Source organism: Tychonema sp. LEGE 06208 (assembly GCF_015207505.1).
GTDB lineage: Bacteria > Cyanobacteriota > Cyanobacteriia > Cyanobacteriales > Microcoleaceae > Microcoleus.
The window spans coordinates 22,275-47,355 of the sequence record NZ_JADEWT010000041.1; the positions used below are offsets into that span (position 1 = coordinate 22,275).

A 25,081-nucleotide genomic window follows, 5' to 3' on the forward strand; every position below is an offset into this window, starting at 1 on the left:
CAATATGGTATTACAAAACTCCCATCAACTGAGTGAGTTGTCTCAAAAGATAATTAATCTTCGGAAGTATGCAGAGAATTTTCAAGCGTTTCAATCTAGACAAAACCAAATCGAGCAAGCTGTCGCTAAAACTATACCTCTTGTGCAATCTTTGAGAGCTTTTCGCCAAAGAGAAATTGTCAATTTTGATTTAACTCAAAAAGCAGACAGTTTGCTAGAATTAATTGCTAATGTTGAAGCAAGATTTCAGGAAGATCCTGAGTGGATTATCGACAATCAAAATTTTAACAACAAAAATAGTTTCAACTCTAAGGTAAATCAATTACAAAATGCTCTGAGAGAGCAATTGAGTCACGCTTGGAGGTTGTACCGAACTGAAAAGATGCCGAGCACGAATCAGGAATTCCTGAAGGTGCTGGATAAAGTTTCGGCATTTAAGCCAACTATTCAACGAATTAGATATTTAGAGTTGCAAATTCAGGGGTCTAACTCAATTCCCGAAAGCCTTGAGGATTTTGAGAAAGTCGATCGGCTAATTGAGCAATTGAAGCAATGCTGGGATAGACTGGATGCTGATGAAGTCCCTGAAGCAGTGCTGAATTTTCTCAGAATTGCTGCTAATGAGGGTGCTACTTTGAGTCTTTTAACTCCTGAAGTGAAAGATTGGTTGACTAAACATGATTTGATTGATTCTTTACGAATTCGCTTGATCTCAAATCCGTTAGGATCGGAATAGTAAATTCACTGTTGACTGTTGACTGTTAACATCATGTATGAGTGCAACCGGAATTGATATGACGCGATTATTTTAGCAGTAAAAAAAGGTAATAAATGCACTAGGCAAATAAAGTTGATGCCTGGTAAAATCCGCAATCCGCACTAGACAAATAAAGTTGATGTCTATCATTTTATTAAACTATTAAACCGCATTCTTTCATACACCTGTGACGGCAGCATTCTGTGAACTTTCGTCCGCGTCTCAATCGTCGCCAGTGTCGTATCTTCACTCGATTCTGATGTTGGTTTTAATTTTAAGTCCGATTCAGCGGGCGGTGAGACTCTAATTTTTAAGAGGCTAGTTATTGACAGCAAGTACAGATTGTGACGCAATAGTGACATAAATAAATCTTCTTTAAAAGCTTGAGCAAGCCAAAATAATGTACTGCGATGATTGCCGCTGCGGTTGCTTTTTACTGCTAAATAAATGTAGAAATTACTGCTAGACCAGCGATAAATGTTGCTAGGAATTTCGGGATGTTGCTGCCGGACATTTGCCATAATTAAAGAATGACTTTTTGCCATTGCTGCATAGTTGCAAGACATACTGCTGGAAATCTGGCGGTAGCCAACTAAATATTCTGGCACTACTTTGAATTGATAATGTTCGGCTATGCGGAGGTGTAGTTCCCAGTCTTCGCAGCCTTGAGCGTTTTCTGCTTTTAATTTGCAGTTGTAACCGCCGATTTTTTTAAAGCAAGCGCGGCGGATTAGGGATGAGCTGGCATTGCCGATAAAATATTTATAAACTAATGCTTGGTAAACTTCTCCGGCGATAGTGGAGTTATAAAATCCGCCTGTGAGTAAGTCTTGTTCGTTGATGTCAACTGACCAGGAATAGACAACTCCGACAGTGGGTTCTGATTTTGTTAAGCATTCTATTTGTTTTTCTAGGTTTTGCGGATACCAAATATCGTCGGCATCGATGGGTGCAATGTATTCGCCTTGGGATTTTTCTATTGCTAGGTTGCGTGCGGCGGCGACTCCGGTATTTGACTGCTGCAATAAGATGATTCGGCTGTCTTTTTGGGCAAAAGATTTGACGATTTCGGGTGTTGTATCTGTAGAGCCGTCGTCTACTATTAAAATTTCTATGTTTTGATAGGTTTGAGATAAAACAGATTCTAGTGTTTTAACAATAAATTTTTCGGCGTTGTAAGCTGGTATGATGACTGAAACTAATGGCGGATTGAAATTGTGGTAGGATGTGTTCATGTAATATAAAAACTGGTTTGTGTAAAAATTTTGGCTCGCAGGGAGCAAGCTAAGGGTATGTTAGCAAATTACTCCAGGTCGATCGTACACCGTTAAAAAAATTACGATGTATGTTTTAAATATATTGCCAAAATTTATAAAATGTGCATTGCTACAGCGGTGGGACACAGACTTGGTGCGTGAGTCCCTTGCGGATGAGCTCTGTTAAATAAACTGTATTAGTCAAGTCCTTACCCCGCCCAAAAACTGATGCCGCGCAGCGTACTTTTGTCGTGGATGACCGCAAATTATAGACTTTTGTTCGGGAATCCCGATCGAATGCTGCAAGTAAATCTTCAATGCCCCGATCGACTGACAGCAGACTGCTCTCAGTATGATTGATGTTGTATTTTATACTTTATACTGTTGATAAAATCAAATTCTTGTGTGGTGGAAGGCTGTCAGAGACAATCACTGGGGGGCTTTTTCTAAAGTTTACAAAAACAATGACATATTTAAAGATTTCGTAAAGCTGCTGTCTGCATCACCTGAGTCTCAGGAAAAAATGACTTAGAATACAGGCATCAACGGGAAAAAATGCGATCGAGAATACCAGTAAAAAATATAGTTGAATATAAATAGAGATCGAGTTATAAACAAAAAAGTAGAGCTGGTTTTACTGTTTGTAAGATAACAGCATTAAAATTAAAGCAAATTTTGGCCCGTGTAATTTAAGTTATTTAGGTGATGATTTCTACCGCTGACCCGACTGTATCCGTGATTATCCCAGTCCACAACGGGGGTTCTTACTTCCGCACCTGTTTGTCAAAACTGGCTCAAGCTGTGCCCAGACCGATCGAGATTATTGTAGTAGCAGATGGCGAAAGCGACGGTTCTTGGCGACTTGCAAAGGAATTCGGGGCAAAATTAATTAGAATTCCTGAATGCGGGGGCCCAGCCCGAGCGAGAAATTTGGGAGCGCAAGCTGCGAAGGGAGATATTCTGTTTTTTGTGGATGCTGATGTGGCTGTTTGTCCTGAAGCGGTGGGTTATGCGATATCGGTGTTCAAAAATAATCCCCACTTGACTGCTTTCATCGGCTCCTACGACGATGCTCCTGGAGATCCAGATTTTCTGTCGCAGTACAGGAACTTGCTGCACCACTACGTGCACCAAACCGGTAACGAAGAAGCTTCGACTTTTTGGGGAGCTTGCGGAGTGATTCGCCGGGAAATTTTTTTGCAGATGGGTGGCTTTAATGAGAATTACCGCCAAGCTTCGATCGAGGATATTGAATTCGGCTACCGTTTGAAACAAGCCGGTCATCAAATTCGGCTGTGCAAAACATTGCAGGTGAAGCACTTAAAGCGCTGGGAGGCGATGGGGATGGTGAAAGCTGACTTTTTTTACCGAGCGCTGCCTTGGACGGAACTGATTTGGCGCGATCGCCAATTAAATAACGACCTCAACTTGCAAGTGTCGAACCGGCTCAGCGTGATTTTAACTTATGCAATGCTGCTTCTGGTTTTGGGAACCTGTTGGTCGCTGAACTGCTTGCTAGCTGTGCCGTTTGTAGCTGTGCCACTGGTAGCAATTAATGCACCGCTTTATCGATTTTTTCAGCAAAAACACGGTCTCATATTTGCTCTGAAAACAATTCCTTGGCACTGGCTTTTCTATTTTTACAGCGGACTGGCATTTGCGATCGGCACGGCTCGCCATTTGTCCCAAAAAAAGCCCTTGACTGCGAAGGTTAGCTTGCCGGTACCGCTGAATCAATCAATGCCAATTACGCTTCAACATCAGATCGATCGATAGTTGATCGGGGTATTCACGGGTGCATCTATCTATTTTAGAAGTTATAAATAATGGTATAGTTCGATAAAAAAGCTGGAGGTAGGCTGAGTGAAACATTATCCGGTTGCGATCGTCGGTGCAGGCCCTGCGGGCTTGACTGCTGCCTACGAGCTCGTCAAACAAGGTATCATCCCTGTTGTACTAGAAAAAGGTGATAAAGTTGGGGGAATAGCTCGCACCGAAACCTACAAAGGCTATCGTTTCGACATTGGCGGCCACCGCTTTTATACTAAAGTTGAAGCCGTGCAGCAGTTGTGGCAAGAGGTACTGGGAAATGAGTTTATTAAAGTGCCGCGATTGTCCAGAATTTTTTATCGAGGTAAATTTTTTAACTATCCGATCAGTGCCTTCAATACTCTGTTTAATTTGGGCATAATTGAGAGTACGCTAATTATTTTGAGCTATGTGAAAGTTAGAATTTGGCCGCTGGCGGAAGAAACAACTTTTGAACAATGGGTGATCAATCGTTTTGGCGAACGCTTGTATAAAACATTTTTTAAGACTTACACTGAAAAAGTTTGGGGCATTCCTTGTTCGGAAATTCAAGCAGATTGGGCGGCGCAGCGGATCAAAGGATTGTCGCTGACGACAGCAATTATTAATGCTTTGTTTGGCAGCAACGATACTAAAACATTAATCAAAGAATTTGATTATCCGGCTTTGGGGCCGGGGATGATGTGGGAAAAGTTCGCGGAAGCTGTGGAAAATAAAGATGGGAAAGTTTATCTCGATACTAAGGCGATTAGCTTTGAGCGCGAAGGTAATAAGATTAAAAGTATTACTGCGGAGCAAAACGGAGAATTAGTTCAATATTCGGCGGATAATTTTATTACGAGTATGCCGATATCGGCGCTGATAGCGAGGCTAAAACCGCAGCCGCCAGAAGAGGTGTTGCACGCGGCGCGATCGCTCAAATATCGAGATTTTTTGATTGTAGCGCTGATTGTCGATCGCAAGGATTTGTTTCCTGACAACTGGATTTACATTCACTCTCCCGAAGTCAAAGTGGGACGAATTCAAAACTTTAAGAATTGGAGCGCCGCGTTAGTTCCCGATGTCAGCAAAAGTTGTTTGGGAATGGAATATTTCTGTAGCGTAGGCGACGATATTTGGGAAATGTCGGACGCTGAACTTGTGGAATTAGCAACTCGCGAGTTGGTTGGTTTGGGTTTAGCAACAACTGCTGAGGTTGAAGATGGAGTTGTCATACGGCAACTTAAAGCTTATCCAGTTTATGATGGGGAATATCGAGGACACTTGCAGGTACTTGAAGGTTTTTTGAAGGGATTTGAGAATTTGCAGACGATCGGGCGAAACGGTATGCACCGATACAACAACCAAGACCATTCCATGCTGACGGGAATCCTGGCTGTGAGAAATATTCTGGGGGAAAAGCACGATTTGTGGGATGTGAATACTGAGCGATCGTACTATGAAGATTTTAGTGTCGATCGCTCCAAGGACAAAAAGGATTCGGATTTAATTTCGCAGTCCATATAGCCAGCCGAAATAGGGATTGCCATGAAAAAAGCCAACCTGCCAAACTTAATCGGCTTCGCAGCAAGCATCTTCTTGCTCCTGCTTTCAGTGCAGCGGTTTGTCCCTATCCAACTCAACTTAATCGAAGCGATCGCCGCGATCGCTTCTGGTTGGAGCGTTTGGCTGCTGGCTAAAAACAATCCCCTCGGCTGGTGGGTCGGCTTAATTGGAGTTATCGCCTACGCTGTGGTGTTTTATCAAGTTAAACTTTACGGCGAAGTTGCGATTCAATTCTTCTATTTAATCACGAGCTTGCAAGCAATTTATATTTGGCTGCGGGGCGGCGAAAACAGCACAGAAAAACCTGTATGCCGAATTTCTCAACGCTGGCTTATCTTCACAGGCGTCTTAGTTACAGTTGGCGTATTTGGCTTGCGAACAGTATTAATATCTTTGGGCGGCGCAGCACCTTTTTGGGATGCCATGACGACCATATTAAGTGCGATCGCCCAGTTGTACCTGATGGAACGCTATCTCGAAAGCTGGTATTTGTGGATTGTTGCAGACACGATTTACGTTCCATTGTATGCCTCGCGCGGGCTATATCTGACGAGTATTTTGTACGCGATTTTTTGGTTTGTGGCAATTTACGGACTGCAAAATTTCCAGCAAATTTACTTGAAACAAAAGTTAAAACAGCAGCAATCTTTATGATACTCGGTGTTACTGTAGGCAAATTTTACCCCTTCCACAAAGGACACGACTACTTAATTCGAGAAGCTAAAAAGAAGGTTGACCGTTTAATCGTTCTCGCCTGTTACAAAACAAATCAAGCAGTTGCAGGAAGCGTTAGAGCCGACTGGATTCGGTTTTTGCATCCCGACGCAGAAGTTATCGAAGTTCTTGACGATTTGCCAGAAGCCCCCGAACCTTGGGCTCAGAGGACTCTAGAGGTGCTTTCGGGGCGAAAACCCGATATCGCTTTTACTTCAGAAGATTACGGCGAACCTTGGGCAAAACTGATGGGAGCTCAACACTGTACAGTCGATCGCGAACGGCTCAAATTCCCGATTTCTGGAACCCAATTGCGATCGAACCTAGTCGAACACTGGCAAATGCTGACTCCCCCAGCCAAAGCTTATTTTGCCAAACGAGTCTGCGTGCTGGGTGTAGAATCGAGCGGCACGACTACCCTAGCACGATCGCTCGCACAGCACTATCAAACTGCTTGGGTTCCCGAATACGGCAGGTGTTACTGGGAAGGCAGGCAATATTCCCCCGATCCTGAAATTTGGGACAGCTATGAATTTGTAGAAATTGCCAAGAAACAAGCTGTTATAGAAGACCATATGGCTACTCGCGCTAACAAAGTCGTTATCTGCGATACAGATTCTTTAGCTACTTTTATTTGGCACAAACGTTACGTTGGTTCAGAACATCCGACGATCGAGCAAATTGCAGACAGCCGCCGCTATGATTTGTATATTTTGACTCAGCCGGATTTCGGCTTTGTTCAGGATGGAACGCGAGAAAGCGAATATTTACGAATGACTATGCACCAGCAGTTTGTGGAGGTTCTTCAGAATAAAGGAAAGCGGTATATTACTGTCACAGGAACGCATGAGTTGCGAATGTCGGAGGCAATTGAGGCGATCGATTCTGTTTTGGTATTTGAACCGTTAAAGGAGCCAGAGAGTGAGGAATTATGAATATTTTTCAGTCGATCGCTCAACTATCATCAGGTAACGGCGGCAATAATCCTTCTACTTGTACCAGCAAACTAGGCAAAACACTTGTAACAATATTCTAAATAACTTCCGAATTCACTTGGTCATAACGGTGAACCAAAATATTGCGTAAGTTAATCGCATTTCGCCAATCAATTTCGGGGTGGAACTGCTGAAAGTCGATCGAAACTCTCCGAGAGGCTTCCCCCAAAATCCCCAACTGCCGCTCTACGGCACTTTGCATCAAAACACTTTCCAGGTAAGTGTCGCATGAAACATCAGCCGTAAACTATTGAATCCGACGGATTGCTTGCGCCATGTCGAACAAGTGAACCACTATCACGATCGCCCGCTTGCATAAATCACTCGATAGGTTTTCCAAATGTTCGATCGCCGATAGGGATTTTTTAACTGCTTTTTTTCCACCAAATCCACACAACGATGAAATAAATGCTCTATCTCCTCCTGCATACTCAATAAATGAGATAGCGTGAGGCGGTGGGATGGCTCATAGGTGACTAATACATCCACATCGCTATCAGGGCGAAAATCATCCCGCAGTACCGAGCCAAACAGGGCAAATTCTACAATGTTCCAGCGCTGGCAAAATCGTGCGATCGCATCTAGAGAGACTTTTAGGCGATCGGTAACAACATATTCTAAATCTGATTGCAACTCAACCATCCGCGAGCTAACCTCCAATCTTGTAGCTAACCTCTTTTAATTGTAACATCGCAGGTCTGATTGACATTCTGATGCTAATATTTGAAGTAACTTTGACTTCGGAAATAGCTGGCATCATTACCCGACATTTGGGACAAAACCAGCAAATCTTTTGTTTGTGAATGTGCCGCAACAATGGCTCAGAACAACAAGGACATTCCTGCATTCTCTTTTACCATATAATTAATTAGGGGAAAACTATTTTAGGAGCAGCCATATGTCCTAAATAAAGATAGGCAGCCGATCGCAGCACAATTTCGGAATAGAGAATCTTTTGGATATCTAAACTCGGTGCACGTTTTGCAGTGAATTTGTAAGCCACGATTTCCCCTTCCAAACTGAATTCAGTATCCGTCAAGTAATGGTCGTAATCGTGCATTCCCTGAAAAATAAACCCGTAAATGGGATTGGGATAAACCGAAGAATCGTAACTTTCAGCAGATACCCAAAGTTGCCCTTGTTTAATATCTGCAAACATTTCTTCTGCGTTTTCGTAACGCATATAATCTGAAAATTGTAGATTTAAAGGCAATTGCTGGAACTCACCCATTAGCCAATCACAGAGTTGGGCGATGGTTCGATCGGAAATTTCGGCTGGCTTACTTTCCAGATAGAGTTTGGCGAGAGTTTCTACTTTTAATGCGGTTATGTTTGCTTTTGTGAGAGTCATATCGCTCCCCTCCTAACCTTGAACTACTTTTATTCTGACAGTTTTTATCAACAACTGCTATGAGCTAGCTCATAATTGAAAAAAAATAGTCAAGGCTATTTGATCGATCGCACTCCCTGTTAATTTTCCATTGCTAAACGTACTTGCTGTGAAACGCAAGCTGTGGCTTTAATTAAATCGGCTGCTTTTTCGCCGATCGCAATTATTGGCCCATTCGTATTTCCTGTAGTAATTGTTGGCATGATTGACGCATCTACCACACGCAATCCCTCAACTCCACGTACCCGTAATTCGGGGTCTACAACCGCCATTGAGTCAGTTCCCATTTTGCAGGTGCCGACAGGATGAAACACCGTACTGCACGTTTCCCGGATGTAGGCTTCGAGGGCTTCATCGCTGTTAACATCCGCACCGGGAGCGACTTCATCACCCCGAAACTCATCAAAGGCACTTGTCTGAAACAATGTGCGGAGTAATTTAATTCCTGCAATGACTTTTTGCACATCAGATTCACTTTGGAGATAGTTCATCCGAATCATTGGTGCATCTTTCGGATCGGGCGATCGTAAAGATACACTACCAATACTCTCAGGATGAATCAAACATACTAAACCAGTGAATCCGGAATCAGAACTAGGAGGGAATGTCAACACCACAGGGCTGAAGATCAACTGTAAATCAGGCGCAGCATCCAGATTACCCTCGGTATGTAAAAACAATCCGGCTTCAACGATACTACTGGTGATTGCAGGGTGTAAATCCTGAGTTGCCAGGTGTACCACAGGAATGAGAGGATGATCTTGGAGGTTTTGACCGACACCAGGCAAATCGACTACTACAGAAATACCTAATGATTCCAGGTATTCTTGATTACCAATGCCCGAAAGCATCAGCAGCTTAGGCGAATCGAACGCGCCAGCACTTAAAATTACTTCCCGGTTAACCCTAACTTGGTGCAGTGTTCCCTCGTGCATATATTCCACCCCAACGGTGCGGGTTCCCTCAAACAACAATCGAGTCACCAACGCTGCTGTCGTCGTTGTCAAATTGGGACGATCGAGAATTGGCACCAGGAATGCAGCAGCGGTACTGTGCCGCTTACCATCTTTAATCGTCATCTGATAGAGTCCCGCACCTTCTTGCTGCATCCCGTTGAAATCAGGATTGTTGTGATATCCCATTGCTACAGATACTTCTACAAATCTTTGAGATATCGGTGCCGGGGAAATTAGATCCGTAACACTCAACTCCCCATCAACACCGTGGTATTCGGAAGCACCTCGTTGCTGGTTCTCAGATTTCTTGAAATATGGCAATATATCTTGGTAACTCCAACCGGGATTACCCAATTCTTGCCAGCGATCGTAATCATGAGGATTACCTCGGACATAAAGCATGAAATTAATCGAACTACTCCCGCCCAAGACTTTCCCTCGGGGGTGAAAGATTTTGCGATTATTGAGGTAAGGTTCGGGTTCTGTGAAGTATGCCCAGTCTACCTCGGAGCCTAGTAAGTTGAAGCATTCCGCCGGGATTTGAATCTCCGGTTTAGTATCCGGGTTGCCAGCTTCGAGCAACAACACAGTTGTTTCACTGTCTTCTGTCAAACGGTTGGCGACAACGCAGCCAGCCGAACCTGCACCAATCACAATGTAGTCATAGTTCGTCATAACATTCTCCTGCTTTGTTGTATGTAATCGATTAATTTAGTCAGGCTAGAGAATTCAACTTTTCCTACAAGATTTCTGCATCAAGATACGGTTGTTTTTATACACTTCTAAAGTTCCCGACTGCTTACTGTCCAACGTGCCATCCCACACCCAATATTCATAATTACCCTTCCGAAACTTATAGACTCGAACGCCTTCTGTCGCTTTGCTAGTACCTCCGCCCAAACTTAAATTACCCTTGGAACTAATCGAGCGATAGAGCAGTTCACCTGAAGCCTTCTTTTTCCAAAGATTGATGTTATAACCACCCTGGCATTTCATACTGAGGATGAGGTCAGCCGTAGAATCAGCAGATGCAGGTAAGGAAAAATTAGCTAAGACACAGATTGGTAGAGCAAGCAGTAATGCGGATTTTTTCAGTAGTGTTTTCATAGATAATTTGGGGGTTGAAACCGCTAGTTTTAGGCTATTACTCCAAAGATATATCCTGGCAAATCCGCTCTAGCTTTTCTGGATTCCGCACACTGTAAATAGACTGGATATAGCCATTAACAATCTCAAACGTCATCACACTGTGAATGTGGCCATCCAGATATTGAATCATGCCTGGTTGTCCGTTGATCTCGGCTAAGCTAGATACAGCATTAAGCATCCATTTGCGACGAATAGCCAATAGCATTCGAGCTACTTTCATTGCGCCCTGTATCGGCTTGATGGCGGCAATCACTTTGCCTCCACCATCTGAACAAAACGTCACATCCTTCGCCAGTAACAGCAACAATTCTTGCAAATCGCCCTTAGTGGAGGCATCTAAAAATTGGGCTGTAATCTGCTCTTGCTGCAGCCTGGAAACTGGGAAACGAGGACGTTGGTCGGCAAGATGCTGCTTCGCCCGCCGCAGGATTTGGCGACAGTTAGTGGAACTCTTGCCAACCATCTGAGCAATTTCGTCATAGTCGTAGTCAAAGACATCGCGGAGTAGAAATACTGCCCGTTCGATCGGAGATAAACGCTCCATTACAGTTAAAAATGCGATCGAGAGCGAGTCTGCTAATTCCATGATATCGGTTGTATTTTCAGATTGTGGCGTTAACATCGGTTCTGGTAGCCAGGTACCGACGTATTGTTCTCGTTGGACACGCGCCGATCGCAAATGATCGATACAGAGGCGCGTGATGATAGTTGCTAGATAAGTCTTTGCCGATCGCACGGTTTCGCTTGCCGTCTGTTGCCAGCGCAGGAAGGTTTCTTGTACCATATCTTCGGCATCTGTGACAGTGCCGAGCATTCGGTAGGCGATCGAGAACAGCAACGGACGATGATGGTTAAAGTCATCCAGAGAACTCATAAAGCCCCCTGCTCTTTTTGCTGAATAGTTCTCAAGGCCCACAAGCCAATTCCAGTTCCTAATCCATCCACAATTAATATCACGATGGCTGTGACTTGGAACAGCAAACCCCAGCCTTCAAATGCAACTTGAGACACATGATCTGGACTAATCGCGATGAAATGATTGTAGAACCCAAACAGGAACGATCCTGCTATTGAACTGAGCAAGAGCCAGATACCAATGCGGTAGAACTGCGTCCAAAGCAAAACGGCTGCAATGATGGGAATCAGAACAATCACAATACCCACAAACAAACTCTGAAGCAGAGAGAGGGGAATTGGGATTTCCAGATGCGCTAAACCATGCAGTCCGTTGGCGATCGCATGGATGACCGCGATCGTTGTTCCATATTGAGCAAGTTTCATCTTCTTTCTCCCTGATTAGAAAGCTTTTTAGACAACTCCTAGTGTTAGCTCGATCGAGATTAAATTCTCAGTTGGCCCTCTTCTACGGCAGTTTTAACAAGCCATTCCAACGATCGAGGCTGAAAATTTAGTTCGCGTTTTGCCTTGGCATTGGAGACACCTCGTATCTGGGTGCCATAGTAGACAGCATCTGCACCGCTGATTCGCAGAGCATCCTCAACTGATACCTGCGGTGGCGGTGGAGCATTGAGCCACTGGGCATAAGCAGAAAGCCACAGGCGCACCTCTAAGGGTCGATCGTCCGCAATTAAGTAAATACCGGGATTTCCCCGATCGACTGCCGCCACCGTCGCGAAGGCCGCATCCTCAATGTGAACCCAAGACCATAGCCCATCGCCATTTCCGACGATCGGGAATTGTTGCTGCCGCACCTGTTCGGCAACGTCTCCATCGGTTGCGTACCAAGTGCCGGGCCCGTAGAAGAAGCCGTAACGCAGGATAATTCCTTCTAGATTGGGGTTCCCTAGTAAGGGATGTTCAATCTCATTCAGGGTGCGGGTTCCGTCTGCAACTGCGGGCGAGGCATCTAAGGCTAACGGTGTTTCTTCGTCTGCCAATCCTGTACCGGGAATCGCCCAAAATGCGATCGACTGCCTGATGTAACGACGCACACCAGCCGCTTGCGCTGCCGCTAGGACATTAGCGCCCCCTTCGAGACGGATGCGATCGTTCAGTTGTGCTGCCGCCTGCATTGTCTCAGGGGTGTAGGTTTTAGGCAGAGAGGTGAGTTGTTCGATTACAGCGAACGGTTGAGCGCGAATGACAGCAGCTTTGACAGCATCTGCATCGAAGACATCTGCAATCGCCGGTTCCACACCTTGTTCAGCTAAAATCCGTGCTTTTTCGGGAGTGCGGGTTAACGCTACTACATCATGTCCTGCGCTGTGCAATTGGGCGAGCAGCGGACGACCGATCGCCCCCGTTGCACCTGCAACAAAAATTCTCATCTAGGAACCTCCTGTTGAAGCCTGTGAGGTATTTATAGATAAGACGAAAGAGCATCGTTAGTTGTGACAAGTCGTGCATCGCGGGCGATCGAGCAGGTTATCAATAGGAAACACGCAATAGAATTATTGATAAGATCGGAGGAGCTAGATTTAGAGGTCATCTTATGTCGCCGATTAAACAACGCCTTCTAGAAGCGATCGATCGAACTCCTGAATCGATTTTAGAGCAAACCCTGACATTCCTGGAATTTTTGACCAGTCGGACACAAACCGATCTCGCCCCAGATTTTGACTCAGATTTTGATTCAGACACCGATTCCAACGACCAAATCCTCGTTGACCTGAAAGCCTCCTTCCACCAAGCCAAAGCTGGACAAACTTTCCCCATCGAGGAACTCTGGGACGGCATCAATGTCTGATCTGCCAGTCCAACTCAAATTCACCGCACTCTTCAAATGTCGCCTCAAGGGACTTGCTAAAAAGTATCGTCAAATTCAAACGGATGTTCAGCCCGTGCTCGATCAGATTATCCAAGGAAACTTCATCGGAAACCAGATTGCAGGCACCCAATACACCGTTTACAAAGTCCGGGCTAAAAACAGTGATGCTCAAGTTGGTAAGAGCGGTGGTTATCGTTTGATTTATCAAGTTGAATCACCGAATCAAGTTGTTTTACACTTGATTTACTCAAAATCAGAACAAGCAAACGTCTCCGCTGAGGAAATCCAAACTGCGATCGCACTTGGGCCAAGCATACCCAGGCGAATAAGCCATTTTTCAAATCTAAATTTTGGATATCGCCGACATTGACGTAGTGACAGGATACAGATGGCGCAAGTAATATTATGTCAAGTATTAGTGATGATGCTATTTCTATCGTTGCAGTTCAAGCATTGTCAATAAATACTCAAAAATCTTAGCAGGTAATTGAATCAGATATGACCCAATTCCCGAGCTTCTTGTGGCAGCAGTGTATCTTTGAGAGTTGACACAAATTTTTTAAACTTGTGCTAACTCTTGACTTACAGACTGACAGAGTGAAAATATGCAAAGACGCAAGCAACAAACAAACCAACCTATGAACTTTTCCCAGAAATCAGGGGGCAACAGTGCCACACACTCAACAACCAACTCAACCCAGAATCCGGGCGCGGCCCGATTGCGGACAATACTCCTCGCCGCCGGCATAGCCTCTCTGTGCGCTAGCTGCCAAAATCCTCAAGCACCAAACGCCACAACTCCCGGAGCGACTCCAGCAGCCTCTCCCGTCGCAGTCAACGCCCCCAAAGACCCAAATACTGTCAAAATTGTCTCCATGCTCCCCATGACAGGCAGCGCCTTGGGTCAATCTCAAACAATGGTCAACGGCATCAAACAAGCACTAGCCGAAACTGACTCCAAAGCTTGCGACGGCAAAATCAAAATCGAATACGAAGTGCTCGATGACGCCACCGCCGCCGCCGGCAAATGGGACCCGGCACAGGTAACGTCCAACTCTAACAAAATAGTCGCTGACGGTTCGGTAGTTGCCGCTATCGGTCACTACAACTCCGGTGCAGCCAAACTTTCCATTCCCGTGCTCAACCAAGCTAACATCGTCATGATCAGTCCGGCAAACACCTATCCGGGACTGACTAAACCAGGAAAAGGCGAACCCAAAGAACCCAACGTTTATTATCCTGCAGGCACTCGCAATTTCACCCGCGTTGTCCCTGCTGATGACCTTCAAGGGGCTGTTGCGGGAAACTGGGCAAAATCTTTAGGAGTGCAAAAAGTCTTCATTCTCGACGACCAAGAACTTTACGGGAAAGGTATCGCTGACGTTTTTGAAGCAACGGCTAAAAAGTTGGGAATTCAAGTCCTAGGCCGGGAGGGAATTGATATTAAAGCTAGCGACTACAAGGCGTTAATGAATAAAATCAAAGCTTTAAATCCAGACATGATTTACTTTGGTGGCACTACTCAGAGCAACGCCGGACAAATAATTAAAGACATGAGAAATGTCGGGATGGCCGCTGATGCAGTTAAGTTCATGGGGCCCGACGGCATTAAAGAGCAAGCTTTAATTGATGCCGGAGGCAAAGATGCCGAGGGTGTTTATGCTACTTTTGGCGGCTTGCCTCCTAAAGAATTGACTGGTGAGGGCGCGAAGTGGTACGAAAGTTACAAGGCAAAATATAATGCTGAACCGGAAGCTTATGCAGCTTACGCCTATGAAGCTGCTAAAGTGGCGATCGGCGCAATTAACAAAGTCTGCAAAAATGACCGCGCTGCGATCCGCGATGCTGTCTTGGCAACTAAGGATTTTAACGGGGTACTCGGCACTTGGAGTTTTGACACCAACGGCGACACGAGTTTGACTACAATGTCAGGAAATGTTGTTAAAGATGGTAAGTGGGAGTTTGTGAGCGCCCTCAAAACGGAATAATTAGTCCTCAGTCATTAGTCCTCAGTCATTAGTCCTCAGTCATTAGTCCTCAGTCATTAGTCCTCAGTCATTAGTGGTTTTAACTGGTTCCCAGGCAGAGCCTGGGAACTGATATCTAGAGGCTATGCCTCACTTTTATAGCAGGAAAATCGCCTCGATTTTCTATTATAAAAAATGAGGTAGAGCCTCTGAATCCGCGTTTATAATATCTACCTAGAAACAAGTAGAATGAATGTTCCTAATGCCCAATTTTCAATGCCCAATTACGAATAATTATGAAAAACTGGAAAAGTATTCTCTTATATCTAGGTGTAGCTTATATAGTTTTGTTGTTAGGGCCGATCGCCGGATTTGACTTGCCCAAAATTATTGGGGAAATAGCCAGCAGCCCTGAAGTTTTGATTCAACAATTATTAGTTGGTCTTGTCAACGGCGCGCTGATTGCGATTATTGCTTTGGGTTATACGATGGTTTACGGCATTATTGAATTAATCAATTTTGCTCACGGCGATTTGTATATGTTGGGTGCTTTTGCTGCCCTCACCGTGTTCGGGGCTTTTGGCATTGAAGACGGCGCACCTTTAGCTGTTGCTATACCGGTGATGTTAGTTGCTTTAGTTGTATGTTCGGCGTTTTGTGCGGGGCTGAATATTGTTGTGGAAAAGTACGCTTATCGGCCTTTGAGGAATGCTCCGCGTTTGGCTCCTTTAATTTCGGCGATCGGGGTTTCTTTCATTTTCCAAAATATGGGGTTGTTTTGGGGAGGTTTAAAAGCTTTTATTCCGGTGATGGGTTCTAATTCGGCTGCTCCGAAAAGTTTTCCCGATTTGTTGCCCAGAGTTGATATTCTCAAATTTTTGGGAATTGAAACCAGTATTGTGTTTACCACTAAGGATTTAATTGTGTTGGTGGTGGCGGTTGTATTGATGGTTTTGCTTCATGTGTTTGTGCAGTACACTCGTCTGGGAAAGGCGATGCGGGCAACGGCTCAAAGCCGCGATGCTGCTAAGATTATGGGGATTAATGTGGATCAGATTATTGCTCTAACTTTTTTGATTGGTGGGGCTTTGGCTGGTTCTGCTGGAATTTTGGTTGGTTTGTACAATAATACGATCGTGTTTACGATGGGTTTTACGGCGGGTTTGAGGGCTTTTACGGCGGCGGTTTTGGGGGGGATTGGCAATATTGTGGGGGCGATGTTAGGAGGGGTTTTGATTGGGGTGCTTTCGTCTTTGAGCGATCAGTATTTGTCGAGCCGCTGGACTAATGCTTGGGTGTTTGGGGTTTTGGTGGTGATTTTGGCTTTTCGGCCAGGGGGTTTGTTGGGCGAGAATGTTCAGGAGAAGGTTTGAAGGTGCAGGGTTGAAATAATGGCAAAAGACATTTATCATTATAATGTAAGGACTGCTTTAGAAAAGGATGGGTGGATAATTACAGACGATCCTCTGACTCTGCAATTTGGTTCGCGCGGTGTGTTTGTGGATTTGGGAGCTAAAAAGCTGCTAGCTGCCGAACGCGAAGGACAAAAAATTGCAGTTGAAATCAAAAGTTTTGTCGGCAAATCTCCAGTCAAAGATTGGGAAAATGCGATCGGGCAATACACTTTGTACTTAAAAATCCTGTCGAAAAAAGAACCAGATCGCACCCTATATCTAGCAATTACTGAAGAGATTTATACAAGCTTCTTTAATGAAGATATCGTGCAGGTTGTACTTGCAGATGGAGTGATGAAAATTATCGTTGTCGATACGATTCAGGAGGTTATTACCAGATGGATAAACTAGATGAATACCGCGAGTTGATTTATAAAACTCTGTCGTACTATGCCAGCCTACCGTACAGATATGCCGAGATTAATAATAAAGTCATTGTCAGCGAAGACCGAAATGATTTTTTATTGATGAGTGAAGGCTGGGAGGGCCAAAAGCGACTTCACTACTGCCTCGTTCACGTTGAAATTCGCAACGGCAAACTCTGGATTCATTATGATGGTATTGAAGATGGCATTACCGATGAATTACTGGAGGGTGGGGTTCCTGAAAGTTGCATTGTTTTGGCGTTTCATTCGCCGGAAGTACGCAAACATACCGGATTGGCGATCGCTTAAAAAACTCGTCTGCAAAGTATCGAGGGGAGGAGAGCGGGTTTGGCAGCAGTGAACTCGCTCCTAACTATTAAATTCAATAAACAACAAAAGGAACTGTATGAGAAGTATTGCGAATGTACCTGATTCACACTGGCCATTTGCAGATCCCCAAAATGTTGCTATTCTCACATCAACTGATATCCTTCATCATGATAAACCTATTCTTTTTGTCTCTCATGATGTTGATGATGGAGCATGGCAGTTTCACACAGGTAAAAATTTATCAATTGATAGAGCAACTATGGTAGCATTAGCGAGGATAGTAGCGCTAGATCCATCTCTGACAGAATTAGCCGATCTGCCTTTAGGTTGGATAGCAACTCGCCAGACACTTACCGATCCCTGGGTACGTTTCATCAACAAATAAGTATAGCCTTTGTGTAGCTAGGATAGAGGAAATAAATAAATCATCCTAAATTAGCTAGTCTGTACAATAAAATAAGGCTTTGAGATATTTATTGTTGATAATTAGGCAAAAATATCTACATTATATGTGTTAATTTTAATCTGACTATCTAGCAGATATTTCTAATGGTAATATTTAACTGGTTCCTAGGCTCTGCCTGGGAACCGATGTCCAGAGGCTCTGCCTCGCAATATTTCATGAAAGTTGGAGGCAGATCCTAGAAACGAGTAGAATACTTATTATAAATAATGTAAGGAGTGCCTTAGAAAAAGATGAGTAGATAATTAAATTCGATCGCTACCTCCCTTCTAATCTTTCATAGATAATATCGGTACGCATCGCATACTTCGTACCAGTTCTGACTGTACATCCTTCGTGCGTGAGTTTGTGTTGGAAAATCACAGTCATACCAGTTTTGGGGACTACGGTATGTTCGAGTTGTTCGGTGAAGCGAGTTTCTCCCCCCTCGAAATCAGCGTTGAGGTACACGAGAACGCTGTGAAGAGTCACCTGAGAATCACTTGGACAATACCAATGATCCATGTGAGGCGCAAATCGCTGACCCGATCGATAGCGATACATCCTCAGACGTTCGTTCAAGCCCACTAAAACAAAGTTACCCATGCGATCGGGAATGTGGGGACGAAGCCTCCGAAACAAATCTGCGGAAATTTCCGGGTCATCCCTGATGACGCGATCCTGGTTGCGGAACATCGGATTATTTGTCGCGATCGTCGGTGCAGATGCTTCAATTAGAGAAATCAGGCGATCGCACTCCTTGGAACTATAAACGTTTTCTACGACCCACATGAAGCATTCGGACTCGAATCGAAACGGTACGTCAATATGAATATTCATGGCTGCTGGATATAAACTTTTTCGTCAACGTGATTCGATCGTAATGAGCGACGAATAAGAAATAAAGCACGATCGCATTTTACGTTTTAAATATTCCCTGGTTTCAACCAGCCAAAAACTTCGCCTAAAGTCAACTGCATTTCCCCCATAAATTCGGGAACCGGAAGTATATCTGTCGGTTCTTGCAATGAAATCGGTTGCTGTCTTGCGGGATAGGCTAAAATGGTTTTTTCATCGGGATCGAGCAACCAACCCATCTGACAACCGGCATTCAAACAGTGCAAAATATTGTGGGTGACTTTGGTTTGGCTTTGGCCGGGCGACAAAATTTCTATTGTCCAATCTGGGTGAGCGTTAAATGTATCGGCAATTTCGCCGTCAGCATCTAGGGGAATGCGATTCCACACAAAAATAGCGACATCTGGAACAATAGAACGTCCGCCAAAGGTGCAGCGAAGTTCTGGAAATGCCCAAGCAATCCGCTGAGGTTTGCCCACTGCATTAACCGTCGTGATGAGTTCTCCCTGAATTGTGCTGTGTTTTCCTTGCGGCATAGGTTTTTGGACGATCGCACCGTTGATGTATTCGCTAGCGGGTTTGGTTTCTGGCAGTTGCAAAAACTCGTCGAGGGTGATAGTTTTTTGAGGAGCTTGTACCATATCGCGATCGCCCGTTTGAAGTGTGTTTCGGTAACAGTTCCAGTATATTTTAATTTTCGTCGCTTTTGGTGCAACAATCGAACTCAAAAGACTTTAAACTGTAGCTAGCCTGATGACAGTTTCCACGACAAGCACTCGATCGCATTGATTGAGGCAGAAGTTGGCATTGCCCGCGTCAGTCGCATCTATAACTGCGATTCCTAGCATTCTTTGATCTAACTGCTGACTAATGACTAATGACTAATGACCACTGACTAATGACTGCTGACTAATGACTAATGACTAATGACCACTGACTAATGACTTCTTCTTATGTCAAACAAGATAATCCAAGCAATTAAATCGACTGGTATTTTAGGAGCGATCGCCTTTTTGACTGTTGTGTTATTCGGCGGTTGGAGCGGCACCGTCATCGGGTGGCTGATGGGCACGGCGGCCGGCTTCATGAGTTGTCAAGATCAGAAAGTTCAAAACCCAAAAATTGGCGCAACAGTTGGCTGTTTTGCGGGTTTGGGTTTGGGCGTTTGGCTGTTGGTTGCTAGCGTACTAGAAGGGGTTTTAGTTAGACCTTTTTCCGGTCAATCCGCTGTGGCTTTACCTACTACTTTGCTGTACGGAATTTGCAGTTTGGCGATCGCAATTTTGACAGCTTCGTTAATGGGTGCTTTGCAAGGTTTACCGCCGCAACGCCAACGGCTGGCTACTCTGGTGACATTAGCTTTTATTCTAATTCTGTTTCCGTTTATCGACCTCGAAGCTCAAACTGGCTGGATTGCTACGGTAGTACAGATTCAAATCTTTATTATGTTGGCGCTGGGTTTGAATATTACTGTGGGTTTTGCGGGGTTGTTGGATTTGGGATATGCGGCGTTTTTTGCGATCGGCGCTTACACGACGGCTTTGCTATCTTCTGGACAAGTAAATATTGCTTGGAATTTTTGGGTGGTTTTGCCGATCGCCGCCGGTGTAGCTGGAATAGCGGGCGTTATCCTGGGTATTCCCACCCTGCGACTCAAGGGCGATTATTTGGCAATTGTTACCCTCGGTTTTGGCGAAATTATCCCCGTGATATTTCGGAATTTAACCGACATTCGGATCGACGAACCAATCTCGAAGATTGTGGCTTCAATTTTGGGCAAGCCGGAATTGGTGCTGTGTCTGGTTGGGTGCGATCGACCTTTTAACCTCACCGGCGGCGAAGCAGGCATCAACCCGATCGGGCGTCCATCTCTCCCCATCATCGGCACATTCAGCACCGGCAACTACTTTCCCTGGTACTACCTAATTTTACTGCTCGTCGTCTTCGCTTACTTCATGATTTCGCGGCTGCGAGATTCCCGCTTGGGACGGGCATGGAATGCCATGCGCGAAGATGAATTAGCGGCTAGTGCGATGGGCATTAACCTGGTCAAAACCAAACTTTCGGCTTTTGCGATGGGAGCCACATTTTCGGGGTTTGCAGGCGCGTTTTACGCCGCCTATATCAGCGCAATTTTTCCCAGCGTCTTCGACTTCTCGGTGTCGGTCATCATCCTGTGTATGGTGATTTTAGGCGGTTTGGGCAACATGACCGGGGTGATTTTAGGCGCTATCATTATCATGTCTGCCGATCGGCTTTATCTACCCCAACTAGCCGAAGTCCTCAAAGGTTTCCTGAATACTTTTGTACTTCCCAGAATTGCAATTCCCCAGTTAGCAGACTTTCTCGCCACCAGTTTAGACCCGATTCAAATGCGTTTATTTCTCTTTGGTTTAACACTCGTTGTGATGATGGTCGTGCGGCCCGAGGGGCTGATTCCCGACAAGCTCCACCAAGCTGAATTGCATTCAGATAGTGAAGCGAGTAATGAATCTTTAGCAGATGCCAGAAGTCAATAGTAAAGCTGAAAAATTAGCCATGAACAATGTAACTGGTACTGCTGTTATCGTTGCCGAATTTAGAGCGGAAGAAAATCAAGAAACTATTCCTCTTTACACTGATAATGTCGTAAAAATATGGCTGAATGAGGCAACAAAAAAAATAGCGGCCAAAATTTCTCAAAACTCTCCCGCTGCTAAAGAAATGATTAAGTTGCGAACTAAGTATTTTGATGACGTTTTGTCAAATCAAATTTTAGGAGGTTGCAAGCAAGTAGTTATTTTAGGTTCTGGTTTGGATACTCGCGCTGCTAGAATCAATGGAGAAAAAGTCAATTATTTTGAAATAGACGAGCGCGACACTCTTGAATTAAAAGAAGAAACTCTCAAAGCCAATAAAATTAGCGCCAATGTTCGCTACATTCCCGGAGATTACATCAAAGATGGTTTAATAGCTTTACTGAAAGAGAGTGAAGTAGATTTCGAGCGCCCGACATATTTTTTGTGGGAAGGCAACACAACCTTGCTTGCCAAAAAAGATGTAATATTGACGTTGGAACAAATTCGTGACAATGTGAAGAGTTTTCGATTGTCCTTTGATTATATGTCAGAGCGGGTGATTTTGAGAACCACGGGCTACCAAGATATCAATGATTACATAGATAAATACGAAAGTATGTATGCACCGTGGATTACTGGTTTTGATAATATCGAAACTTTGGCTGACGAACTCAATCTCAAACTTATTGAGAACTTTTCGACGGCAGATTTGCACGTACAATATCGCCCTCGCCGTTCCCTCGAATCTAATCTTTTTAAGTTCTATTTTGTTTGTACATTAGAGAATATGTCTGACAATCTCCCAAGTTGATTCAGAAGCCTGCGTGAAATCTCACACTTCAATATAAAATATTAGGAATAAAACCAAAATGTCATTATTAGAAGCACAGCAACTTACCATGAAATTCGGCGGTTTGACAGCAGTCAACCAGGTTAGTTTAACCTTAGAAAAAGGCTCGATCGCCAGTTTGATCGGCCCCAACGGTGCGGGTAAAACCACTTTTTTTAATATGCTGACGGGTATCTACAAACCTACTGCCGGTAACTTGCTCCTCCAAAATAAGAATATCACCGGTTTGCCTCCCGATCGCCTGACAAGTTTCGGCATTGCTAGAACTTTTCAAAATATCCGCTTGTTTAACAATATGACTGTGCTGGATAATGTTTTGGTAGGCAGGCACAGCAGAATGAAAACAGGTTTGTTGGGTGCAATCCTCCGCCCGCCGACTGCGATAGTGGAGGAACGGGAAGCTAAAATAAAAGCGCTGACTATGCTGGATTTTGTCGGTTTAGGTGCTTCTAAAGCGCTGGAGTTGGCAAAAAACCTTTCCTACGGCGACCAGCGGAGATTGGAAATTGCCAGGGCCTTGGCTTCCGATCCGAAAGTGTTACTTTTGGACGAACCGACGGCGGGAATGAACCCGAATGAAACGGCCGATCTAACTCGGTTTATTTACTTGATTCGCGATGAGTTAGATTTGAGTATTTTGCTGATTGAACACGATATGAAGGTGGTGATGGGAATTAGCGATCGCGTTAGTGTGATGGAGTACGGTACTAAAATTGCTGAGGGAACTCCGGCAGAAGTTCGCGCCGATCCTCGCGTGATTGAGGCATATTTAGGAAAAGAAGATGATGTTCACGGTTAATACAATTAGTCGGTCAACCGCAAATTTAAGGCAGATAAACACTGATTGGCACAGATAATTTTAAGTTCGCGAGATGCTCTGGTTTACTATAGAAAAGGTTAATTTTAAATAAATGCAATAAAATTTTATACTTAGTCGGGACGATATAACAAAGGATAAGGTAGAAAGAGCAATTATGCTAGAAATTAAAGACATTCACACCTATTACGGAAATATTCACGCTCTCAAAGGGGTATCGCTAACTGTCTCGCAGGGAGAAGTTGTGACATTAATCGGTAGCAACGGGGCGGGGAAAACTACCACTCTCCGCACGATTCAAGGGCTGCTGCGCCCGCGCCAAGGTACTTTACTGTTTGAGGGAAAGCCTTTGGAGTCGCTTTCTACAGAGGCGATCGTCCGTTTGGGAATTTCTCAAAGCCCGGAAGGGCGACTGATTTTTGGGCGCATGACGGTACAAGAAAACCTGGAAATGGGGGCTTATCTCCGCAACGATACTCTCGGTATCAAGTCTGATATGGAAAAAGTTTTAAATTTATTTCCGCGTCTGCGAGAAAGAATTAGTCAAAAAGGGGGAACTCTCAGCGGGGGGGAACAGCAAATGCTGTCGATCGCCCGTGCTTTGATGTCGCGCCCCCGTTTGTTATTATTGGATGAGCCGAGTATGGGCTTGGCTCCGATGTTGGTGAGTCAAATTTTTGCGATCGTCCGCGATATTAATGCGGGCGGAACTACTATTTTATTGGTGGAACAAAACGCCCGGATGGCTTTAAGTGTAGCTCACCGCGGCTATGTCATTCAAACTGGCGAGGTTGTAGTCGCCGGTACTGCTAGCGATTTGCAGTCAAATGAAACTGTTCGTAAGGCGTATTTAGGGGAAAGTTAAATATGGCAATTGGGCGGAGCGAAGCGGAGGGATTGGGCGAGCGCGAAGCGGAGGGATTGGGCCTTGGTAATCGGCTATTAGGTCGTTTCCGCTTAGCCAATGATAATTCTGTGTTATTTTGACAATACAATAGCAGCATTTTGAAGTTGATTTGGGAGTAATAAACTATGTCTGTGATGACCGAGGCTCTTGAGCGAATCAGTATTTACTGTGAGCTAAGCGAGCCAGATAGACCCAGAGAAGAAATTGAAAAAAAACTCAATTTTTTTCCATTTCAGCTATCTGATGAAGCCTATGACTTTTATCAGTGGGCAGGCGCACCTGTAGGTATGAGGTGGCCAGATGATGACGATTGTTCATACAGTAGTTCGACATATTCCTGTGCGCTGGAGAGATTTTTAGGAAATGCAAGTGACTTAATTGAGTTCGTGTCTATTGAGGAGGCAGAAAGATATTATCCTCTATCTATTGAGGATTCAAAGTATCTCCCATTTGTTTCCTATGAGAATGGTCTTCTAGCCATTGCTGGTTCGGAAACACCGGTTGCAAACTCACCTGTGATACAACTAGAAGAAGGTTCTGACTATTTATGGTTTCCTAGTTTAACCAACATGATGTTAGCGATCGCCGAGTCTTTAGAAACAGTTGGAACTATACTCCCAGACTTTGATTATCATAATGAAGATTATAGAACTAACAAATACCGCGAAAAAATTCAAGAACAATTGCAAGTAGTGGAAGCAATTGCTATAAAGTACGGCTCCCCAAGAGGGGCAATTCTTACCAACTAATTCTATTGATTCAACAGTCTTAATATCGTTTCCCAAAAATCTTGCAACAATCATTAGTATTGGGCGAGATGCAGCGGAGGGTTTTCACGAATCCTATTTGTCAGGTGCGTCGCTATTAGATTGTCGATTTTTCTGGGAAATTTAAGGGTGGTGACGCACCTGAAAACTGTTTGCAAGGCGTATTTAGGGAAAAGTTAAATAGCTATTTGGGGAAGGGGTAAAGAGTCATTAGTCATTGGTCATTAGTTAGAAGTAATGGGTAATTGGTAATTGGTAATTAGCAAGGTGCACCGGGCATTGCACCCGCAACATCCGGTGTCAAGTGCTCTTAGGCCCTGTACCCTACGGTTAACTAACCAATGACTAATGACTAATGACTAATGACTAATGACTAATGACTAATGACTAATGACTAATGACTAATGACTAATGACTAATGACTAATGACTAATGACTAATGACTAATGACTAATGACTAATGACTA

General features: G+C 44.4%; 28 protein-coding genes and 1 pseudogene. 18 read left to right on the forward strand and 11 right to left on the reverse strand.

The genetic code is table 11. The features are described 5' to 3' along the window. Positions 1–4: 4 nt before the first annotated feature. Entirely contained in the window at positions 5–736 is a 732-nt protein-coding gene (locus IQ263_RS12925; protein WP_194067781.1) for a hypothetical protein, read from the forward strand. Positions 737–903: 167 nt separating this feature from the next. On the opposite strand, the gene IQ263_RS12930 is transcribed toward IQ263_RS12925, so the two are convergent. Continuing rightward, the gene (locus IQ263_RS12930) at positions 904–1,992 is read right to left on the reverse strand and encodes a glycosyltransferase family 2 protein (RefSeq protein WP_194067782.1); all 1,089 of its coding nucleotides are present in this window, start codon (positions 1,990–1,992) and stop codon (positions 904–906) included. Between the two features lie 249 nt (positions 1,993–2,241). On the opposite strand from IQ263_RS12930, the gene IQ263_RS29310 reads away from it, so the two are divergent. The 5 genes from IQ263_RS29310 (at position 2,242) to IQ263_RS12950 (ending at position 7,016) form a co-directional block, all read left to right on the forward strand. After that, positions 2,242–2,373 carry a hypothetical protein gene (locus IQ263_RS29310; RefSeq protein ID WP_255515871.1) on the forward strand — a complete coding sequence of 44 codons (132 nt, stop codon included), beginning with the start codon at positions 2,242–2,244 and terminating at the stop codon, positions 2,371–2,373. A gap of 345 nt (positions 2,374–2,718) precedes the next feature. Next, positions 2,719–3,789, forward strand: coding sequence for a glycosyltransferase family 2 protein (locus IQ263_RS12935; RefSeq protein ID WP_194067804.1), 1,071 nt, complete (start codon positions 2,719–2,721; stop codon positions 3,787–3,789). Between the two features lie 87 nt (positions 3,790–3,876). Beyond that, the gene (locus IQ263_RS12940; RefSeq protein WP_194067783.1) at positions 3,877–5,328 is read left to right on the forward strand and encodes an FAD-dependent oxidoreductase; all 1,452 of its coding nucleotides are present in this window, start codon (positions 3,877–3,879) and stop codon (positions 5,326–5,328) included. A 21-nt stretch (positions 5,329–5,349) separates the two neighbouring features. Further along, on the forward strand, positions 5,350–6,021 hold the full coding sequence (gene pnuC, locus IQ263_RS12945) for a nicotinamide riboside transporter PnuC (protein WP_194067784.1): 672 nt from the start codon (positions 5,350–5,352) through the stop codon (positions 6,019–6,021). Then, the gene (locus tag IQ263_RS12950) at positions 6,018–7,016 is read left to right on the forward strand and encodes an AAA family ATPase (protein ID WP_194067785.1); all 999 of its coding nucleotides are present in this window, start codon (positions 6,018–6,020) and stop codon (positions 7,014–7,016) included. The genes pnuC and IQ263_RS12950 overlap by 4 nt, the downstream gene beginning before the upstream one ends. Positions 7,017–7,113: 97 nt before the next feature. On the opposite strand, the pseudogene IQ263_RS28505 reads toward IQ263_RS12950, so the two are convergent. The 8 genes and pseudogenes from IQ263_RS28505 to IQ263_RS12990 form a co-directional block, all read right to left on the reverse strand. Then, positions 7,114–7,311, reverse strand: a pseudogene (locus tag IQ263_RS28505) (HepT-like ribonuclease domain-containing protein); the annotation flags it as partial. A 62-nt stretch (positions 7,312–7,373) separates the two neighbouring features. Further along, positions 7,374–7,718: a nucleotidyltransferase family protein gene (locus tag IQ263_RS12960; RefSeq protein ID WP_194067786.1), complete on the reverse strand. Its 345-nt coding sequence runs from the start codon at positions 7,716–7,718 to the stop codon at positions 7,374–7,376. A gap of 226 nt (positions 7,719–7,944) precedes the next feature. After that, a complete protein-coding gene (locus tag IQ263_RS12965) occupies positions 7,945–8,427 on the reverse strand; it encodes a transposase (protein WP_194067787.1) in 483 nt (160 codons plus the stop codon). A gap of 119 nt (positions 8,428–8,546) precedes the next feature. Beyond that, positions 8,547–10,097, reverse strand: a complete 1,551-nt coding sequence (locus tag IQ263_RS12970) for a GMC family oxidoreductase (protein WP_194067788.1) — start codon at positions 10,095–10,097, stop codon at positions 8,547–8,549. A 54-nt stretch (positions 10,098–10,151) separates the two neighbouring features. Further along, complete coding sequence (locus tag IQ263_RS12975) at positions 10,152–10,529, reverse strand: hypothetical protein (RefSeq protein WP_194067789.1); 378 nt, start codon at positions 10,527–10,529, stop codon at positions 10,152–10,154. A 37-nt stretch (positions 10,530–10,566) separates the two neighbouring features. After that, the gene (locus IQ263_RS12980; RefSeq protein ID WP_194067790.1) at positions 10,567–11,445 is read right to left on the reverse strand and encodes an RNA polymerase sigma-70 factor; all 879 of its coding nucleotides are present in this window, start codon (positions 11,443–11,445) and stop codon (positions 10,567–10,569) included. After that, positions 11,442–11,852: a hypothetical protein gene (locus tag IQ263_RS12985; RefSeq protein WP_194067791.1), complete on the reverse strand. Its 411-nt coding sequence runs from the start codon at positions 11,850–11,852 to the stop codon at positions 11,442–11,444. The genes IQ263_RS12980 and IQ263_RS12985 overlap by 4 nt, the downstream gene beginning before the upstream one ends. Positions 11,853–11,911: 59 nt before the next feature. After that, positions 11,912–12,859 carry an NAD-dependent epimerase/dehydratase family protein gene (locus IQ263_RS12990; RefSeq protein WP_194067792.1) on the reverse strand — a complete coding sequence of 316 codons (948 nt, stop codon included), beginning with the start codon at positions 12,857–12,859 and terminating at the stop codon, positions 11,912–11,914. 164 nt (positions 12,860–13,023) lie between these two features. Between IQ263_RS12990 and IQ263_RS12995 the strand changes: the two genes are divergently transcribed. The 7 genes from IQ263_RS12995 (at position 13,024) to IQ263_RS13025 (ending at position 17,800) form a co-directional block, all read left to right on the forward strand. After that, positions 13,024–13,278 carry a hypothetical protein gene (locus IQ263_RS12995; protein ID WP_194067793.1) on the forward strand — a complete coding sequence of 85 codons (255 nt, stop codon included), beginning with the start codon at positions 13,024–13,026 and terminating at the stop codon, positions 13,276–13,278. Further along, a complete protein-coding gene (locus IQ263_RS13000; protein ID WP_228050012.1) occupies positions 13,271–13,669 on the forward strand; it encodes a type II toxin-antitoxin system RelE/ParE family toxin in 399 nt (132 codons plus the stop codon). The genes IQ263_RS12995 and IQ263_RS13000 overlap by 8 nt, the downstream gene beginning before the upstream one ends. A 268-nt stretch (positions 13,670–13,937) precedes the next feature. After that, a complete protein-coding gene (locus IQ263_RS13005; protein WP_228050013.1) occupies positions 13,938–15,287 on the forward strand; it encodes a branched-chain amino acid ABC transporter substrate-binding protein in 1,350 nt (449 codons plus the stop codon). 275 nt (positions 15,288–15,562) lie between these two features. Further along, on the forward strand, positions 15,563–16,639 hold the full coding sequence (locus IQ263_RS13010) for a branched-chain amino acid ABC transporter permease (protein ID WP_194067795.1): 1,077 nt from the start codon (positions 15,563–15,565) through the stop codon (positions 16,637–16,639). Between the two features lie 18 nt (positions 16,640–16,657). Beyond that, entirely contained in the window at positions 16,658–17,071 is a 414-nt protein-coding gene (locus IQ263_RS13015) for an element excision factor XisH family protein (protein ID WP_228050014.1), read from the forward strand. Continuing rightward, positions 17,059–17,394 (forward strand): XisI protein, encoded by a 336-nt coding sequence (locus IQ263_RS13020; RefSeq protein WP_194067796.1) that lies wholly within the window; start codon positions 17,059–17,061, stop codon positions 17,392–17,394. Before IQ263_RS13015 ends, IQ263_RS13020 begins: the two co-directional genes overlap by 13 nt. A gap of 97 nt (positions 17,395–17,491) precedes the next feature. Next, positions 17,492–17,800, forward strand: coding sequence for a hypothetical protein (locus IQ263_RS13025; RefSeq protein ID WP_228050015.1), 309 nt, complete (start codon positions 17,492–17,494; stop codon positions 17,798–17,800). A gap of 336 nt (positions 17,801–18,136) precedes the next feature. Here IQ263_RS13025 and IQ263_RS13030 read toward each other — a convergent pair whose 3' ends face one another. Further along, positions 18,137–18,697 carry a prolyl hydroxylase family protein gene (locus tag IQ263_RS13030; RefSeq protein ID WP_194067797.1) on the reverse strand — a complete coding sequence of 187 codons (561 nt, stop codon included), beginning with the start codon at positions 18,695–18,697 and terminating at the stop codon, positions 18,137–18,139. Between the two features lie 86 nt (positions 18,698–18,783). Continuing rightward, positions 18,784–19,356, reverse strand: coding sequence for a Uma2 family endonuclease (locus tag IQ263_RS13035; protein WP_194067807.1), 573 nt, complete (start codon positions 19,354–19,356; stop codon positions 18,784–18,786). A 312-nt stretch (positions 19,357–19,668) separates the two neighbouring features. Between IQ263_RS13035 and IQ263_RS13040 the strand changes: the two genes are divergently transcribed. From IQ263_RS13040 to IQ263_RS13060, 5 genes are all read left to right on the forward strand, one after another. After that, a complete protein-coding gene (locus IQ263_RS13040) occupies positions 19,669–21,234 on the forward strand; it encodes a branched-chain amino acid ABC transporter permease (RefSeq protein ID WP_194067798.1) in 1,566 nt (521 codons plus the stop codon). Positions 21,235–21,253: 19 nt separating this feature from the next. Next, positions 21,254–22,084: a class I SAM-dependent methyltransferase gene (locus IQ263_RS13045; RefSeq protein WP_194067799.1), complete on the forward strand. Its 831-nt coding sequence runs from the start codon at positions 21,254–21,256 to the stop codon at positions 22,082–22,084. Positions 22,085–22,142: 58 nt separating this feature from the next. Beyond that, complete coding sequence (locus IQ263_RS13050; RefSeq protein WP_194067800.1) at positions 22,143–22,922, forward strand: ABC transporter ATP-binding protein; 780 nt, start codon at positions 22,143–22,145, stop codon at positions 22,920–22,922. 175 nt (positions 22,923–23,097) lie between these two features. Then, positions 23,098–23,805 carry an ABC transporter ATP-binding protein gene (locus IQ263_RS13055; RefSeq protein WP_194067801.1) on the forward strand — a complete coding sequence of 236 codons (708 nt, stop codon included), beginning with the start codon at positions 23,098–23,100 and terminating at the stop codon, positions 23,803–23,805. A 167-nt stretch (positions 23,806–23,972) separates the two neighbouring features. Continuing rightward, positions 23,973–24,596, forward strand: coding sequence for a hypothetical protein (locus IQ263_RS13060; protein ID WP_194067802.1), 624 nt, complete (start codon positions 23,973–23,975; stop codon positions 24,594–24,596). Positions 24,597–25,081 lie beyond the last annotated feature (485 nt).

Excerpts from the sequence above, each read along its gene's own strand:
- IQ263_RS12925 (WP_194067781.1), top strand. The coding sequence starts at position 5 with ATGGTATTACAAAACTCCCATCAACTGAGTGAGTTGTCTCAAAAGATA.
- IQ263_RS12930 (WP_194067782.1), bottom strand. The coding sequence starts at position 1,992 with ATGAACACATCCTACCACAATTTCAATCCGCCATTAGTTTCAGTCATC.
- IQ263_RS29310 (WP_255515871.1), top strand. The coding sequence starts at position 2,242 with ATGCCGCGCAGCGTACTTTTGTCGTGGATGACCGCAAATTATAGACTT.
- IQ263_RS12935 (WP_194067804.1), top strand. The coding sequence starts at position 2,719 with ATGATTTCTACCGCTGACCCGACTGTATCCGTGATTATCCCAGTCCAC.
- pnuC (WP_194067784.1), top strand. The coding sequence starts at position 5,350 with ATGAAAAAAGCCAACCTGCCAAACTTAATCGGCTTCGCAGCAAGCATC.
- IQ263_RS12950 (WP_194067785.1), top strand. The coding sequence starts at position 6,018 with ATGATACTCGGTGTTACTGTAGGCAAATTTTACCCCTTCCACAAAGGA.
- IQ263_RS12960 (WP_194067786.1), bottom strand. The coding sequence starts at position 7,718 with ATGGTTGAGTTGCAATCAGATTTAGAATATGTTGTTACCGATCGCCTA.
- IQ263_RS12965 (WP_194067787.1), bottom strand. The coding sequence starts at position 8,427 with ATGACTCTCACAAAAGCAAACATAACCGCATTAAAAGTAGAAACTCTC.
- IQ263_RS12970 (WP_194067788.1), bottom strand. The coding sequence starts at position 10,097 with ATGACGAACTATGACTACATTGTGATTGGTGCAGGTTCGGCTGGCTGC.
- IQ263_RS12975 (WP_194067789.1), bottom strand. The coding sequence starts at position 10,529 with ATGAAAACACTACTGAAAAAATCCGCATTACTGCTTGCTCTACCAATC.
- IQ263_RS12980 (WP_194067790.1), bottom strand. The coding sequence starts at position 11,445 with ATGAGTTCTCTGGATGACTTTAACCATCATCGTCCGTTGCTGTTCTCG.
- IQ263_RS12985 (WP_194067791.1), bottom strand. The coding sequence starts at position 11,852 with ATGAAACTTGCTCAATATGGAACAACGATCGCGGTCATCCATGCGATC.
- IQ263_RS12990 (WP_194067792.1), bottom strand. The coding sequence starts at position 12,859 with ATGAGAATTTTTGTTGCAGGTGCAACGGGGGCGATCGGTCGTCCGCTG.
- IQ263_RS12995 (WP_194067793.1), top strand. The coding sequence starts at position 13,024 with ATGTCGCCGATTAAACAACGCCTTCTAGAAGCGATCGATCGAACTCCT.
- IQ263_RS13000 (WP_228050012.1), top strand. The coding sequence starts at position 13,271 with ATGTCTGATCTGCCAGTCCAACTCAAATTCACCGCACTCTTCAAATGT.
- IQ263_RS13005 (WP_228050013.1), top strand. The coding sequence starts at position 13,938 with ATGAACTTTTCCCAGAAATCAGGGGGCAACAGTGCCACACACTCAACA.
- IQ263_RS13010 (WP_194067795.1), top strand. The coding sequence starts at position 15,563 with ATGAAAAACTGGAAAAGTATTCTCTTATATCTAGGTGTAGCTTATATA.
- IQ263_RS13015 (WP_228050014.1), top strand. The coding sequence starts at position 16,658 with ATGGCAAAAGACATTTATCATTATAATGTAAGGACTGCTTTAGAAAAG.
- IQ263_RS13020 (WP_194067796.1), top strand. The coding sequence starts at position 17,059 with ATGGATAAACTAGATGAATACCGCGAGTTGATTTATAAAACTCTGTCG.
- IQ263_RS13025 (WP_228050015.1), top strand. The coding sequence starts at position 17,492 with ATGAGAAGTATTGCGAATGTACCTGATTCACACTGGCCATTTGCAGAT.
- IQ263_RS13030 (WP_194067797.1), bottom strand. The coding sequence starts at position 18,697 with ATGAATATTCATATTGACGTACCGTTTCGATTCGAGTCCGAATGCTTC.
- IQ263_RS13035 (WP_194067807.1), bottom strand. The coding sequence starts at position 19,356 with ATGGTACAAGCTCCTCAAAAAACTATCACCCTCGACGAGTTTTTGCAA.
- IQ263_RS13040 (WP_194067798.1), top strand. The coding sequence starts at position 19,669 with ATGTCAAACAAGATAATCCAAGCAATTAAATCGACTGGTATTTTAGGA.
- IQ263_RS13045 (WP_194067799.1), top strand. The coding sequence starts at position 21,254 with ATGAACAATGTAACTGGTACTGCTGTTATCGTTGCCGAATTTAGAGCG.
- IQ263_RS13050 (WP_194067800.1), top strand. The coding sequence starts at position 22,143 with ATGTCATTATTAGAAGCACAGCAACTTACCATGAAATTCGGCGGTTTG.
- IQ263_RS13055 (WP_194067801.1), top strand. The coding sequence starts at position 23,098 with ATGCTAGAAATTAAAGACATTCACACCTATTACGGAAATATTCACGCT.
- IQ263_RS13060 (WP_194067802.1), top strand. The coding sequence starts at position 23,973 with ATGTCTGTGATGACCGAGGCTCTTGAGCGAATCAGTATTTACTGTGAG.